This window comes from Xanthomonas sp. 10-10, from assembly GCF_040182365.1.
Classification (GTDB): Bacteria; Pseudomonadota; Gammaproteobacteria; order Xanthomonadales; family Xanthomonadaceae; genus Xanthomonas; species Xanthomonas arboricola_F.
Genome location: NZ_CP144460.1, coordinates 5,040,829 through 5,056,677 on the forward strand (window position 1 = coordinate 5,040,829; position 15,849 = coordinate 5,056,677).

Consider the following 15,849-nt stretch of genomic DNA (forward strand, 5'->3'; position numbering starts at 1 on the left):
GCATGACGCAGTTCCAGAGCGCAGGACGCATCGATTGTGGCGTGGTCCAGCTGTGGAAACTAGCAGTGCTGCAGCTTCTCACTGCGAACGTCGAGCCAGCGATCGGCTGGCCTGCGACTCATCCGTTAGGGCAGCACCTCGATCGAGCGAGCAGATCCACCTGGTCTGGAGGACAGCTCGAACCGTTTACAGCGTTCTGCCATGCCTCAACGCTGGCAATTGCCGCACCACACCGTCGCGCGCTGTCCAACCGTTGCGTGTTTCAAGGTCCGCCCGCACTGCTTGCAGGGCTCGCCCTCGCGGCCGTAGACCGTCAATTCCTGCTCGAAATAGCCAGGCGCGCCGTCCGGACTGATGAAGTCGCGCAACGTCGTGCCACCACGCTGGATCGCATAACTCAAGATTTCCTTTACCGCGGTCGCCAGGCTCCGGTACCGCTCAAGCGACACTTTTCCAGCTTCGCGCAGCGGGCTGATTCCCGCACGATGCAGGCTCTCGGCTGCATAGATATTACCGACGCCAACAACCACTGCCTGATCCATCAGAAAGGTCTTGACCGCAGCACGACGGCCGCGCGACAGCGCATAAAGATAATCGCCGGTAAATGCTTCTGATAATGGCTCCGGACCCAACGCCGCAAGCAACTCGTGCACCTGTGTGTCGGATTGCCACAACAGGCAACCGAACCGGCGCGGGTCGTTGAAGCGCAGCACGCGGCCGTTTTCCAGGCTGACATCCACATGATCATGTGCGCGCGGCAAGGTATCTCCGGGCAGCACACGCAGGCTCCCGGACATTCCCAGATGCAGCAACGCGCTACCGCCGGCATCGGTATCCATCAACAAGTACTTTGCACGTCGACGCACTTGCGTGATGGTGGCTCCAGGGAGCAGGCGCTCGATCTGCTCGGCAATCGGCCAACGCAAGTCCGGACGACGCAGAATGACCCCATGGATGCGCTGCCCGACCAGATGCGGCGCAAGTCCGCGCACGGTAGTTTCGACTTCGGGCAACTCTGGCATCGCGGCATCCAGAAACAGCCGGTCATGTCCCGGCACAGCACCATATGGAGGTCTGCTCGCTGAAAAACAATCAGGAGTTGGGCGAAGTGGTCGGTGTGTGGACTGTTGGCGAAGCGTGCAGAGCGAGGCGCTAGCGCAGGCGCAGGCAGCACGTGGCTGCACCTATCTGCCGAGGGCAGGGTCATGCCATTGCTGACCGGTATCGGCGCCAGTGCTGCCCTGCAGGCGGCAGTTGGATACGACCAGGTCGCGATGGATACGCATCATCGCCCCTGCATTGCCGCCATGCGCGATGTTGCCTCCGGGTGTAACTGGCGGCGCAGGACGACCGCAATGCACAGCAGCACGCGTCAGTGGACTTCTTCCCAACTGCCGCCCAAAAAGAAACCCTCAGTCCAGTTGGACTGAGGGTTTCGGGTAAAGCCCCTGGCGATGACCTACTCTCGCATGGCTTGAGCCACACTACCATCGGCGCAGCTGCGTTTCACTTCCGAGTTCGGGATGGGATCGGGTGGTTCCACAGCGCTAATTTCACCAGGGAGACGGTTGGAGCGTCGCCATCCAAGAAACGGATTAAGGCGCCCAGTCTCGCATAGTTAACTTGTGACGTAGCTTGCGTTTGGTGATCTACCAACGTTCGTTGGGACCAAGGCAACTTGAGGTTATATGGTCAAGCCGCACGGATCATTAGTATCAGTTAGCTCAATACATTGCTGTACTTACACACCTGACCTATCAACCACATAGTCTATATGGTTCCTTTAGGGGGCTTGTGCCCCGGGAAGTCTCATCTTGAGGCGCGCTTCCCGCTTAGATGCTTTCAGCGGTTATCGCTTCCGAACATAGCTACCCGGCAATGCCACTGGCGTGACAACCGGAACACCAGAGGTTCGTCCACTCCGGTCCTCTCGTACTAGGAGCAGCCCCTCTCAAACTTCCAACGCCCATGGCAGATAGGGACCGAACTGTCTCACGACGTTCTGAACCCAGCTCGCGTACCACTTTAAATGGCGAACAGCCATACCCTTGGGACCGACTACAGCCCCAGGATGTGATGAGCCGACATCGAGGTGCCAAACACCGCCGTCGATATGAACTCTTGGGCGGTATCAGCCTGTTATCCCCGGAGTACCTTTTATCCGTTGAGCGATGGCCCTTCCATACAGAACCACCGGATCACTAAGACCTACTTTCGTACCTGCTTGATCCGTCGATCTTGCAGTCAAGCACGCTTATGCCTTTGCACACAGTGCGCGATGTCCGACCGCGCTGAGCGTACCTTCGTGCTCCTCCGTTACTCTTTAGGAGGAGACCGCCCCAGTCAAACTACCCACCATACACGGTCCCTGATCCGGATAACGGATCTAGGTTAGAACGTCAAGCACGACAGGGTGGTATTTCAAGGATGGCTCCACTGCAGCTAGCGCCACAGTTTCATAGCCTCCCACCTATCCTACACAGACGAACTCAACGTTCAGTGTAAAGCTATAGTAAAGGTTCACGGGGTCTTTCCGTCTTGCCACGGGAACGCTGCATCTTCACAGCGATTTCAATTTCACTGAGTCTCGGGTGGAGACAGCGCCGCTGTCGTTACGCCATTCGTGCAGGTCGGAACTTACCCGACAAGGAATTTCGCTACCTTAGGACCGTTATAGTTACGGCCGCCGTTTACTGGGGCTTCGATCAAGAGCTTCGCCTTGCGGCTGACCCCATCAATTAACCTTCCAGCACCGGGCAGGCGTCACACCCTATACGTCCACTTTCGTGTTTGCAGAGTGCTGTGTTTTTGATAAACAGTCGCAGCGGCCTGGTTTCTGCGACCCTCTTCAGCTATAGCTCGCATGAGCCACCAAAAAGGGTGCACCTTCTCCCGAAGTTACGGTGCCATGTTGCCTAGTTCCTTCACCCGAGTTCTCTCAAGCGCCTGAGAATTCTCATCCTACCCACCTGTGTCGGTTTACGGTACGGTCTTCGTGAGCTGAAGCTTAGGAGCTTTTCCTGGAAGCGTGGTATCAGTGACTTCGCCATAAAGGCTCGTCTCGGTGCTCGGTCTTAAAGGATCCCGGATTTGCCAAAGATCCAAACCTACCGCCTTTCCCCGGGACAACCAACGCCCGGTACACCTAACCTTCTCCGTCCCTCCATCGCACTCACGCGAGGTGCAGGAATATTAACCTGCTTCCCATCGACTACGGCTTTCGCCCTCGCCTTAGGGACCGACTAACCCTGCGTCGATTAACGTTGCGCAAGGAAACCTTGGGCTTTCGGCGTGCGGGCTTTTCACCCGCATTATCGTTACTCATGTCAGCATTCGCACTTCCGATACCTCCAGCAGACTTCTCAATCCACCTTCGCAGGCTTACGGAACGCTCCTCTACCGCGCATAAAACAAGTTTTATGCACCCCAAGCTTCGGTTCACTGCTTAGCCCCGTTAAATCTTCCGCGCAGACCGACTCGACCAGTGAGCTATTACGCTTTCTTTAAAGGGTGGCTGCTTCTAAGCCAACCTCCTGGCTGTCTGTGCCTTTCCACATCGTTTTCCACTTAGCAGTGAATTTGGGACCTTAGCTGTGGGTCTGGGTTGTTTCCCTTTTCACGACGGACGTTAGCACCCGCCGTGTGTCTCCCGGATAGTACGTACTGGTATTCGGAGTTTGCAATGGTTTGGTAAGTCGCGATGACCCCCTAGCCATAACAGTGCTCTACCCCCAGTAGTATTCGTCCGAGGCGCTACCTAAATAGCTTTCGAGGAGAACCAGCTATCTCCGGGTTCGATTAGCTTTTCACTCCTAATCACAGCTCATCCCCGTCTTTTGCAACAGACGTGGGTTCGGGCCTCCAGTACCTGTTACGGCACCTTCACCCTGGCCATGACTAGATCACCCGGTTTCGGGTCTACTGCCCGCGACTATGCGCCCTTATCAGACTCGGTTTCCCTTCGCCTCCCCTATACGGTTAAGCTTGCCACGAACAGTAAGTCGCTGACCCATTATACAAAAGGTACGCAGTCACTCTTGCGAGCTCCTACTGCTTGTACGCACACGGTTTCAGGATCTATTTCACTCCCCTCTCCGGGGTTCTTTTCGCCTTTCCCTCACGGTACTGGTTCACTATCGGTCGGTCAGGAGTATTTAGCCTTGGAGGATGGTCCCCCCATATTCAGACAGGGTTTCACGTGCCCCGCCCTACTCGTCTTCACTGGAGTGGCCCTTTTAAATACAGGGCTATCACCTTCTATGGCCAATCTTTCCAGATTGTTTTTCTAAAGCCATTCCAGCTTAAGGGCTGTTCCCCGTTCGCTCGTCACTACTTAGGGAATCTCGGTTGATTTCTTTTCCTCCGGTTACTTAGATATTTCAGTTCACCGGGTTCGCTTCCAGCAGCTATGAATTCACTGCAGGATACTGCCGAAGCAGTGGGTTTCCCCATTCGGATATTGCCGGATCAAAGCTTGTTGCCAGCTCCCCGACACTTTTCGCAGGCTACCACGTCCTTCATCGCCTCTGACCGCCTAGGCATCCACCGTGTGCGCTTATTCGCTTGACCATATAACCCCAAGTTGCCTCGGGGTCACATGCCGTGTTGTGTGGGGTACAAAGCCACCAACGCGAACATACGACTCAATTATTTAGGGACTCGAAGTCCCCGCCTTAGCCTCAACGACACGTTTAGATAGATATCTCAAACGCTCGCTACGTCACAAGTTATAAAAGAACATGTATCAGCCTCAACGCTGATCCATATAAATTCTTAAGTGTGCACTACATTCAGAGTGGTGGGTCTGGGTAGACTCGAACTACCGACCTCACCCTTATCAGGGGTGCGCTCTAACCACCTGAGCTACAGACCCGAAGTCTTTTCACTCAATATGGTGGAGCCTGTCGGGATCGAACCGACGACCCCCTGCTTGCAAAGCAGGTGCTCTCCCAGCTGAGCTAAGGCCCCAAAAGGGACTTCGCATACCGACCTGTGCCGGTATGAATCTCTGAATGCAGGTAATTTGTGAGGACGCCCGCAAGACGATGACGTCATGCTCAAAAGGAGGTGATCCAGCCGCACCTTCCGATACGGCTACCTTGTTACGACTTCACCCCAGTCATCGGCCACACCGTGGCAAGCGCCCTCCCGAAGGTTAAGCTACCTGCTTCTGGTGCAACAAACTCCCATGGTGTGACGGGCGGTGTGTACAAGGCCCGGGAACGTATTCACCGCAGCAATGCTGATCTGCGATTACTAGCGATTCCGACTTCATGGAGTCGAGTTGCAGACTCCAATCCGGACTGAGATAGGGTTTCTGGGATTGGCTTGCCCTCGCGGGTTTGCAGCCCTCTGTCCCTACCATTGTAGTACGTGTGTAGCCCTGGTCGTAAGGGCCATGATGACTTGACGTCATCCCCACCTTCCTCCGGTTTGTCACCGGCGGTCTCCTTAGAGTTCCCACCATTACGTGCTGGCAACTAAGGACAAGGGTTGCGCTCGTTGCGGGACTTAACCCAACATCTCACGACACGAGCTGACGACAGCCATGCAGCACCTGTCTCACGGTTCCCGAAGGCACCAATCCATCTCTGGAAAGTTCCGTGGATGTCAAGACCAGGTAAGGTTCTTCGCGTTGCATCGAATTAAACCACATACTCCACCGCTTGTGCGGGCCCCCGTCAATTCCTTTGAGTTTCAGTCTTGCGACCGTACTCCCCAGGCGGCGAACTTAACGCGTTAGCTTCGATACTGCGTGCCAAATTGCACCCAACATCCAGTTCGCATCGTTTAGGGCGTGGACTACCAGGGTATCTAATCCTGTTTGCTCCCCACGCTTTCGTGCCTCAGTGTCAGTGTTGGTCCAGGTAGCCGCCTTCGCCACGGATGTTCCTCCCGATCTCTACGCATTTCACTGCTACACCGGGAATTCCGCTACCCTCTACCACACTCTAGTGACCCAGTATCCACTGCAATTCCCAGGTTGAGCCCAGGGCTTTCACAACAGACTTAAACCACCACCTACGCACGCTTTACGCCCAGTAATTCCGAGTAACGCTTGCACCCTTCGTATTACCGCGGCTGCTGGCACGAAGTTAGCCGGTGCTTATTCTTTGGGTACCGTCAGAACAATCGGGTATTAACCGACTGCTTTTCTTTCCCAACAAAAGGGCTTTACAACCCGAAGGCCTTCTTCACCCACGCGGCATGGCTGGATCAGGCTTGCGCCCATTGTCCAATATTCCCCACTGCTGCCTCCCGTAGGAGTCTGGACCGTGTCTCAGTTCCAGTGTGGCTGATCATCCTCTCAGACCAGCTACGGATCGTCGCCTTGGTGGGCCTTTACCCCGCCAACTAGCTAATCCGACATCGGCTCATTCAATCGCGCGAAGCCCGAAGGTCCTCCGCTTTCACCCGTAGGTCGTATGCGGTATTAGCGTAAGTTTCCCTACGTTATCCCCCACGAAAGAGTAGATTCCGATGTATTCCTCACCCGTCCGCCACTCGCCACCCATAAGAGCAAGCTCTTACTGTGCTGCCGTTCGACTTGCATGTGTTAGGCCTGCCGCCAGCGTTCACTCTGAGCCAGGATCAAACTCTTCACTTAAAATTACATGTCCGAAGACAAATACTTTAGCTGCAGAAGTTCAACCACTGACAACTTATCGCTTGCAAAGCAATTAATATGTTGCTTTTTGATTAAACGTCTGCAAGATGGACAATCATCCTTCCTGCAGGCGTCCGCACAAATTACCTGCGCACACTGTCAAAGAACATTGGGAAGTGGCCTCAGCGCCGTTCCCGTCAGCTTCGTCGTTTCCGTCGAAGCGAGCCGCCCATTATAGCGGACTTTTTCTTGCCGTCAACACCTCATTTCGAGGTGGTTGACGCTGCTTCGTTTCGACCCGAAGGTTTTCTGCGAAGCGAGCCGGCCATATTAGCAGGCTTTTCATCCCCGTCAACCCCTCGTGAAGAGGAAGTTGCCGCCGCTGCACCTCAATCCGCCAAAGCGTCTTTCCGTGTAGCGAGCCGCCCATCATAGCCGGCTTTTTCGTTTCGTCAACACCTTGTGATGTTTTCGATTCGACCCGTTCGTTGTTGCGGTGCTTGAAGAAGCGCCGCCGTCCTGAGCGAGGCCGCGCAGTTTATCGAGCCTGCGCAGAAGTGCAAGCATTTTTTGACACGGCCATGACAGCAGCACGTTTTTTTTGCGTGTCTGTGCCTCGCTATGGCAAGAGCACAAGCACGCTCCAACGAAACCACTTTCCAGAGTTCGCTCTATAGAAGCGCGCTGCAGTACCGCCGATGGGATGGCTCGGTAAGAATGCATGGCCCGGAGGAGCCATTCGATGCCGCCAGCCCGCAACCTGTTCCGCGATCTGTCCCTGTCTGCGATTGCAGCGGGCTTTGTCACCGTCCTGGTGGGGTTTGCCAGTTCCGCGGTGATCGTGTTCGAGGCAGCGCGGCACCTGGGTGCCGATCAGGCACAGATCGCATCGTGGATGTGGGCGCTGGGCATCGGCATGGGCGTTACCTGCATCGGGTTGTCGCTGCGCTATCGGGTGCCGGTGGTGACGGCCTGGTCCACGCCAGGTGCGGCAATGCTGATCGGCAGCGCCGCAGGGGTTCCGTTACGCGAGGCGGTCGGTTCGTTTGTGGTCGCGGCGGTGCTCGGACTGGTGGCCGGGTTCTCGGGCTTGTTCGAGCGGGCGATCAAGCGCATGCCGGTATCCCTGGCGTCGGGCATGTTGGCCGGGGTGCTGCTGCGCTTCGGACTGGATCTGTTCGTGGCGATGCAGAGCCAGCGGGTGCTGGCCGTGGCGATGCTGGCAACCTATCTGGTGGGCCGGCGCTGGTTTGCGCGCTACGCAGTGATTGCGACCCTGCTGGCCGGCATCGCCATTGCGGCGGGCAGTGGGCTGCTGCACTGGGACGGCGTGCAGCTGGAGCTGGCCCATCCGGTCCTGGTGATTCCATCGCTGTCGTGGGCTGCGGTGGTCGGGCTGGCGATCCCGTTGTTCGTGGTCACGATGGCCTCGCAGAATGTGCCCGGCGTGGCGGTGATCCGCGCGTCCGGCTACACGGTGCCGATCTCGCCGACGATCGGCTGGATCGGGGCGGTCAATGCATTGCTGGCGCCGTTCGGCGGCTTTGCATTGAACCTGGCCGCGATCACCGCTGCGATCTGCATGGGCCGCGAGGCGCATGAGGACCCTGCCCGGCGTTATGCCGCTGCGGTGAGCGCAGGCGTGCTGTATCTGGTGATCGGTTTGTTCGGGGCGACCGTGGCGGCGGTCTTTGCGGCGTTCCCGCGCGAGCTGGTGATGGCGATTGCCGGAATTGCGCTGCTGGGCACCATTGGAAACAGTCTGGCGGCCGCCTTGCGCGAAGACGGCGAACGCGAGGCGGCATTGATCACCTTCCTGGTGACGGCCTCCGGGCTGACCTTGGGCGGAATCGGTGCGTCGTTCTGGGGGCTCGTGGCCGGAACCATCACCTTGTTGCTGCTGCGGCCACGCAGTTGACGAAGCGGTTGCCTCCCGGCGACGGCGGCGATGCCGGCGCTCGATGTGCTTTGCTGTGTTCTCTCCGGCTTTGAGTAGTACGTCCACTCATCGACACGCAGATGCTCAATGATGTCGACGCGGCGCACCGCTGGCCGGGTCGCTGGTGATGCGGCCCGTAACGACTGATGCGGCGACGGCGCCAGCATGCACCCCTATCTCCACGTCGGTGTGTCGCGCTGCGCCTATTCCGGATCGCGCAGCTGCAGCAGCCAGTGGGCGATGACGCCATTGGGGCTGGGCAGCGGTTCGAGGTGGAATTGACGGTAGATGGGCGAGCCATCGTGCACGCGCAACGGCAAGGTGACGTAGGCGGCGCGCCCCAGGCGCAAGGCGTCCTCGAGCAGTTCGACCTTGGATCTGGCGGCATCGTCGGCCACCAGGGTCAGGATGTCGCGCCCGATCAGGTCGGCGACCTCGGTCTGGCTGAGGTCGGCGAATGCCGGGTTGACGAAGATCAGCCGATGCGCGGCAGTGTCGGCGCCCCGCTCGATGATGGCCACGCCATCGCGCAGACGCGACAGCGAGGCTTCGAGCAGGGTGAAGTCCTGCTGGAAGCGCTTGCGCTCCATCAGTTCGATCAACACGCGCAGGCTGCGCGCCGATTCCAGATGCAGCGGCGACCAACGCCGCGCGCGGCCGCGCACGGTTTCCTGCCACAGATCGAAGCTCTTGCGCGGCGACAGGCGTGAGTTGGGAATGTCGGCCAGCTTGGCCAGCTGCGGATTGCCAGCCCAGTTGACCGTCTGCACCTTTTCGCGGCGGGTCCACAGCAAGGCGCTGCGCGACTGCGGCATCAGCGGCACGAAGATGAAGCCGGCGGCCAGCGGCGCGAGATCGGCCAGTTCAGGAAATACCTCGCCGATCGCCTCCACATGCAGGGCGCCGACGGCATCCTCGCGCAAGGCATCGTGGTGCGCCGATTCGATATGGTCGCGGATGCGCCGCAGCGCGGCTGCATCGGGCACGCTGCCGTGCCGGCTGATCTCCTTGCCATGGAAGATCGCCACGCCATCGGCATCGACCACGTCCATCAGGTCCGGCGCCATGTCGGCGAGCATCTCTACCGTCATCTGGGCGGCGTCGTTGAAGTCGGTGATCAACTTTTCGCGCACGGTGAGCAACACCGATTCCATGCGCGCGCGCTCGACCGCCTGCAGGGCGCCGATGCGACCGGACAGCGCACGGGTCACCGCGTCGGTGGCATCGCGCATGGCATGGCTGGTGAAGTGCGGGCTGTAGTGGTGACAGGCGATCAGCCCCCACAACGCATCGTTGACCACCAACGAAGAGACCAGGGTGGCGCTCACGCCCATGTTGGCCAGGTATTCCAGATGCACCGGCGAAACGCTGCGCAGGCTGACATCGCTCAGATCCACCGGAGTGCCCAGGCGCGGATGCAGGGTGGGCACGATCGGCGACGACTGGTAGCCGACATCGGCGATCTGGCGGACGCGGTTGCGCAAATACAGCGCGCGCGCCTGCGCCGGGATGTCGGTGGCGGGATAGCGCTGGCCAAGATAGGCCAGCAGCTCGGGGTTACGCGCTTCGGCGATGACTTCGCCGTTCCACTCTTCGTCGAAGCGGTAAATCATCACCCGGTCGAACCCGATCATGCTGCGCAGGCCCTTGGCCGCCCGCACCGCCGCTTCGTCGATGCCGGGATCGCGTTCGATGCTGCGCAACAGCGGCAGCGCTTCGCGCAGGGTGACATCCATCAGGCGGGCGTCGCGCGGCTCGATTTCGACCAGCCATTGCTCCGGATACAGATGCCAGGCAGCCACCCAGGCGTGCTCGGGCGGCACGGCGCGCGCGGGAAAGCGCGCCTCGGCGTGCAATAAATGCTGGGGGTGCGCATCCACCGCGAATGGCTGCGCCTCCGGCACCTCCAGCACCTGGACGTACGGCATGCCCAACAGCGTCTGCAGCGGCACGCCGAGCAGGTCGGCGGCGGTGCTGCTGGCCTGCACGATGCGGCCATCGGCCGGTTCGATCACCAGCAGCACGCCGTAAGGCTGGATCATGCCGGGGATGTGGATCGGCTCGCGCGCGCAGACATCCATGTCCAGGGGTTCGGTGGGCTGATTCACGGGCGCGGCTCCGCTGCGAGGCAGGTATGGAAGTGGGCAAACATGGCTTGCGCGCCCTCGATGGCGCGCGCGCGCGCGCGCGGGCTGTCCAGGCAGTGATCGAGCACCGTCTGGAAACGGCGCCAGCCGGCGGTATCGTCGTCGGCCAGCTCGAAATATTTCAGGGCGTCGGCCAGCGCGGGGCGATGCCGGCGCAGGCTGCGGGCAATCATCCGGCCGCCCAGCTGCGAGCCTTCGATCACGTACAACATGCCCCAGCGCGTGGCGGCGTCGGCGCCGGCCGGTGGAGCCAGCGGCGTATCCGGTGCCTGGTCGAGCGTGCGCAGATCCGCGCGCAAGGCCGGCGCACGCCGGCGGTAATGCCAACCGTTGCCGACCAGGGTGTCCAGCCAGTCGCCAAACCGGTCTTCGAAACCGGCCAGCACTGCGTGGTGTCGGCGCAGGATCAGCGCATAGCCGGCGCGCTCGACCTGCCCCTGCCCGAGCGCCTGCATCAGCGGGATTGCTTCGACCAGACGATGCGTGTCCTGGGTGGCATGGCGCAGCGCGCGCGCAGCCGAAGCGGGGACGGCCAGGGTGTCGGAACGCATAGGAAATCGAGGCGGTGCCGGAGCACGGGAGACACCAGCCTAGCAGTGCCCGCGCAAATCAGAAAAAGCGGGCGCGAGCATTATATGAATGCGTTGCCATCAGCCAGGTGCCGCATCGGCCTGACCACGGTCGCGCCCCGCCCTCGCCCACGCCATCAACCACCCGGCGGCGAGCAGTACGCCGGCCAGCAACCACGGCGCGCCGGGCAGGTGTAACGGCGCGCCGCTGCCGATGAACCAGGCAAACACGTTGGCGAACAACAACGGCCCGGCGATACCGGCCAGGCTGACCAGGCCGCTCAAGGCGCCCTGCACGCGGCCTTGCGCATCGGCGCCGACTTCGCGGGTGATCAAGGCTTGCGCGGCCGGCGCGGCGATCGCCCAGAACGCGCTGATCGGCACGCCGATCAGGAAGGCGGTACCGCTGTCGGCCAGCCCGTAGATGACGAAGCCCACCACCCCGCAGCCCAGACCGAGCAACAAGGCGCGACGTTCGCCCAGCCACCGCACGATGCGGCCGACCAGCAGCGCGTTGACGATGATGCTGCAGACCCCGACCCCGGCCAGCACCCAGCTCACCTCGCGCGGGCCCCAGTGATACTGGTAACCGGCGAACAGCACAAAGATGCTGGGATAGACGTAATGCGCCAGGTTGGCCAGAAAAACCACCGCCGCCAGACCGAACACCTGCGGGTAGCGCCGCAACAGCTTGAGCGCGCCCAGCGGGTTGGCATGCGCCCACTCGAGCCGCGCGGTGCGGCGCTCGGGTGGCAGCGATTCGGGTAGTACCAACCAGCCGTACAACACGTTCAACAGGGCCAAGCCTGCGGCAAACCAGAACGGCCAACGCAAGCCGATGCCGCCCAGCCAGCCACCGATCAACGGGCCGGCGACGAAGCCAATGCCGAACGCGGCGCCGAGCATGCCGAACGCGCCGGCGCGTTTGTCGGCCGGAGTGACGTCGGCGATGTAGGCATTGGCCGTGGAAAAACTGGCCGAGCAGATGCCGGAGATCACCCGTGCCAGCAGCAACATCGGCAAGCTGTGGGCGATGGCCATCAGGATGAAGTCCAGCCCCAGCCCCAGGCACGAGAGCAGGATGACCGGGCGACGGCCGAAGCGATCGGACAGGGCGCCTTGCAGCGGCGAGCAGACGAACTGGATGGAAGCGAACAGAAAGCCGAACCAGCCGATCCAGCCGGCGGCCACCACGTAGTCGCCACCGGTGAAATGGCGCACCAGATCCGGCAGTACCGGGATGATCACGCCGAAGGACAGCACGTCGATCAGCACGGTGATGAAGATGAAGATCAACGCGGCGCGGCGACGCCCCGGGGCTGGAGCGGAATCGGCGGAGGGAGACATCGCGCGGCCCAGGGTAGCGAGGCGGGAAGTGTAGCTGCCGATTGGGTCGGATCGGACCTGGATGCGTGACGAGGCGTGGGCAGTACGAGGCTCAAGGGCGTTGTGATCGGTGCACTCGGCTGGACCGAGCTCGACCGCAGCAGATCCGTGCGACCGCTCTGCTGGAGATCGCTTGGGGTTTGGCGCGGCTCGTACGAGTCGGGCCTGAGCGACGTAATGCCTGAAGGGCGATGGCAACTGCGTTTTGGCCGGGAGCAGCGTTGAAGGATGCAGGTGCGCTTAGCTGGAGCCGTTGTAGAAACCGTACCCTCATCCGCCCTGCGGGCACCTTCTCCCGGAGGGAGAAGGGAGGTGGGCGTGCGAGCTGTTTCTAGTACCCCTCGCCTGCCGACCCCGAGACAAGATTCAAAAACCTGGTGGACTCGGCTGGAGCCGTTGTAGAAACCGTACCCTCATCCGCCCTTCGGGCACCTTCTCCCGGTGGGAGAAGGGAGGTGGGCGTGCGAGCTGTTGTTAGTGCTCCTCCTCCTGCCGGGTGAGGGCTTGGGGTGAGGGTGCGGCGGCGCGTGTGGTGAAGCTGGGCTGCTTACCCTCGTCGGGAGGCCGCGCGGCCGATCTGGATCTTTCGCCCGTCTGAAGTCTGCCGGCTTTCGCCGGCTACACCCCTCTAGCAGGTTTAAGACACTGCACGACGATCAGACGGAGCGCGCTCGGTCGCAACGCTCCGCTCCAGATCGACTGGATGCGACATCAACGCGCAAGCATCCATTGACCAGCCGCCGTCGGTAGACGATCTGCGCGCCCGGTTGGGTGGCCGCGGCGGCAACGACCGATGGGTTATTCGACGCTGATGGTCTGGCTCAGGGTATGGCTGGCGCCGGGGGCCAGTTCGATCACGTCCGGGCCGGCGTTGGCCGCTTCCAGGCAGACGTAGTTGCGCCAGCCCTCGCCCACGTCGGCCATCTTCTTGCCGGCCTCTTCGCCCGGGTTCCAGGCCACCAGCGAGCGGCTGCCCTCGGTGGCGATGACGATGCGGCGGCCGAGCACCGGGTCGGTCAGGGTATAGCGGCCGCCGGCGTTGACGTAGATGCGGTCGCTGCGGCCGGGGTCGCGCGGATCGCGCAGGCTCCAGTCGCCTTGCTGGCGGTGGGCGGTGGCGTAGTTCTCGTATTTGTCGAGGTAGTCCAGCCCGTCCAGGCCCTGCACGCTGACCTTGAGTGCGTCGCCGACGCGGAAATAGTTGTGCAGCGCCTGGGTGAAGCGCACCGGAGCGGGGCTGGTGTTTTCGGTGATCAAGCGTTGTTCGAGGGTGCGGCCGATGCGCAGGGTCATGCGCAGGCGCAGCGCCAGGTCGTCGAAACTGGGCGGGGTCAGCGTGAGCACCAGCGTGCCGTCGTCCTCGCGCCGGCTCTCGGTGAGCTGCCAGGGCACGGTGCGCACGAAGCCGTGCGCGGGGACCTCGCCGGTCTGGTCCTGGCGGCCGAAGTACGGCCAGCACACCGGGGCGCCGCCGCGGATCGGGGTGGGCGGCTGCTTGGCGAGCGGCGACAGCCACATCACGTCCTGGCCGCCCTTGGGCACGAACGACAGCAGCTGGCCGCCGAACAGGCTGATCGCCGCAGTGGAGAACGGGGTGTCGATCAACAGCGAGGGAAAACCGTGGAAGTCGCCTGTGGTCAGGCCGGTGGTGTCGGACATGGGGGATGCCTTGTGGACGATGGGAGATTGGGCGAATGCGGGATAGGCGGCCGGCAGCTTGAAGGCGGTGCCGCGCACGGCCGCCATGCCGGTGAGCGGCGGCGCGACGCGCAAGGCGGCGAGGATGCGCTGGCCGGGGCGGCCATCGGCCGGCTGCAGGCCCAGCCGGGTCTGCTCGACCTGGATGGCGCGGCGGGTGGCACTGCCGACCATGCCGTCGGCCTCGCCGATCTGGTGACCGCGGGCCAGCAGCAACTGTTGCAGGTCGCGGCGCTCCGGGCGACCCAGGCCGGGGTCGTCGGTGGGCCAGGCGGCGAGCAGGCCGGGGCCGCCGCGCAGGCGATCGGCCAGCAGCGCGATCGACAACGCGTAGCTTTCGGCGGCGTTGTAGGCGTAGATCGCATCGTAGTTGCGGAATACCAGGAACGCCGGGCCGGTGGCGCCGGCCGGCAGCAGCAGCGCGGCAGGCGTCTCGGCGGGCAACCCGGACGGGGCGAGCGGCTTGCCGTCGGTACCGAGCAGGCCGGCGGCCTGCCAGGCCTGCAACGGTTGGCGGCGGGTACGGCCGGCCTTGCTGGCGTCGAAGCCGCGCGGCAGGGTGACTTCCATGCCCCACGGGCGGGCGCGCTCCCAGCCGGCCTTGACCAGGTAGTTGGCGGTGGAAGCCAGCGCGTCGGGAATGCTGGCGACCAGGTCGCGGCGGCCGTCGCCGTCGCCGTCCACCGCGATGCGGGCATAGGTCGAGGGCATGAACTGGGTCTGCCCGAAGGCGCCGGCCCAGGAGCCGGTCAGGCCATCCGGCGACAGGTCGCCGCGTTGCAACAGGCTGAGCAAGGCCAGGAACTCGCCGCGGAAGAACGGTTGGCGGCGGCCTGCGCACGACAGCGTGGCCAGCGACACCAGCAGCGGGCGCTTGCCGGTGACGCGGCCGTAGTCGCTCTCCACGCCCCAGACCGCCACGATGGTGGCCGGGTCGACGCCGGTCTGCTCAGACAGGCGGGCGAGCAAGTCGCGGTGGGTGACCAGCATGGCCTGGCCATCGGTGACGCGCTGGCTGTCGACCAGGCTGGCCAGGTAATCCCAGATGGGCGTAGTGAACTCCGGTTGCGCGTCCAGCAGCGGCAGGACACTGGGATCGGGCGCCAACCCGGCGGTAAAGCGCTGGAAATCTGCGGTGTCCACACCTTTGGCGGCGGCCTGGGTCTGCAACCCCGCCAGGCAACGGTCGAAGCCCGGATCGGCGCAGGCGACCAGCGGCAGCAAGGCCATCAACAGCGGCAAGGCGCGCCGGGTCGGCGTCATGGCGCGGTGGCCGGCGGGTGGACGGAGGTCATGCGGTACTGCACTCCAGCGGTGAGTCGATCCGCGAGGATAGCCAACCTGGCTGGATCCAGGCGTGCAAGCGGCGGTGCCGGGAGCAATGCGGTGGCTGTCGCGCGAGGCGCTGCGAGCGTGATGGAGGCCAGACCGGTGGGCTGGCTCGGCGGCTGCGGGGCTGGCGCCGGGTGTCTGCTGCCACCGAATAACGACAAACGCTCGGCA

Annotated in this window: 6 protein-coding genes, 2 tRNA genes and 3 rRNA genes; 1 reads left to right on the plus strand and 10 read right to left on the minus strand. The window is 62.2% G+C overall.

What is annotated here, in order from left to right:
• Positions 1-206 precede the first annotated feature (206 nt).
• The 6 genes from mutM to VZ068_RS21265 form a co-directional block, all read right to left on the minus strand.
• Positions 207-1,022: a bifunctional DNA-formamidopyrimidine glycosylase/DNA-(apurinic or apyrimidinic site) lyase gene (mutM, locus tag VZ068_RS21240; RefSeq protein WP_349657782.1), complete on the minus strand. Its 816-nt coding sequence runs from the start codon at positions 1,020-1,022 to the stop codon at positions 207-209.
• Positions 1,023-1,446: 424 nt separating this feature from the next.
• Positions 1,447-1,561: ribosomal RNA gene (gene rrf, locus VZ068_RS21245) — 5S ribosomal RNA — on the minus strand.
• 127 nt (positions 1,562-1,688) lie between these two features.
• Positions 1,689-4,569: ribosomal RNA gene (locus VZ068_RS21250) — 23S ribosomal RNA — on the minus strand.
• A 227-nt stretch (positions 4,570-4,796) separates the two neighbouring features.
• Positions 4,797-4,873: transfer RNA gene (locus VZ068_RS21255), tRNA-Ile, on the minus strand.
• A gap of 19 nt (positions 4,874-4,892) precedes the next feature.
• Positions 4,893-4,968 (minus strand) — tRNA-Ala (locus tag VZ068_RS21260).
• A gap of 92 nt (positions 4,969-5,060) precedes the next feature.
• Positions 5,061-6,607 (minus strand): 16S ribosomal RNA (locus VZ068_RS21265).
• Together the 16S, 23S and 5S rRNA genes with 2 tRNA genes alongside form the textbook arrangement of a ribosomal RNA operon.
• 742 nt (positions 6,608-7,349) lie before the next feature.
• Between VZ068_RS21265 and VZ068_RS21270 the strand changes: the two genes are divergently transcribed.
• Positions 7,350-8,525, plus strand: a complete 1,176-nt coding sequence (locus tag VZ068_RS21270) for a benzoate/H(+) symporter BenE family transporter (protein WP_349656421.1) — start codon at positions 7,350-7,352, stop codon at positions 8,523-8,525.
• A 224-nt stretch (positions 8,526-8,749) separates the two neighbouring features.
• Here VZ068_RS21270 and bphP read toward each other — a convergent pair whose 3' ends face one another.
• From bphP to VZ068_RS21290, 4 genes are all read right to left on the minus strand, one after another.
• Positions 8,750-10,654: a bacteriophytochrome BphP gene (bphP, locus tag VZ068_RS21275; protein ID WP_259158476.1), complete on the minus strand. Its 1,905-nt coding sequence runs from the start codon at positions 10,652-10,654 to the stop codon at positions 8,750-8,752.
• The gene (locus tag VZ068_RS21280) at positions 10,651-11,244 is read right to left on the minus strand and encodes a biliverdin-producing heme oxygenase (RefSeq protein WP_349656422.1); all 594 of its coding nucleotides are present in this window, start codon (positions 11,242-11,244) and stop codon (positions 10,651-10,653) included. Before VZ068_RS21280 ends, bphP begins: the two co-directional genes overlap by 4 nt.
• Before the next feature lie 99 nt (positions 11,245-11,343).
• Positions 11,344-12,609 carry a TCR/Tet family MFS transporter gene (locus tag VZ068_RS21285; protein ID WP_259166404.1) on the minus strand — a complete coding sequence of 422 codons (1,266 nt, stop codon included), beginning with the start codon at positions 12,607-12,609 and terminating at the stop codon, positions 11,344-11,346.
• An 837-nt stretch (positions 12,610-13,446) separates the two neighbouring features.
• Positions 13,447-15,609: a lytic murein transglycosylase gene (locus VZ068_RS21290; protein WP_349656423.1), complete on the minus strand. Its 2,163-nt coding sequence runs from the start codon at positions 15,607-15,609 to the stop codon at positions 13,447-13,449.
• Positions 15,610-15,849: the final 240 nt, after the last annotated feature.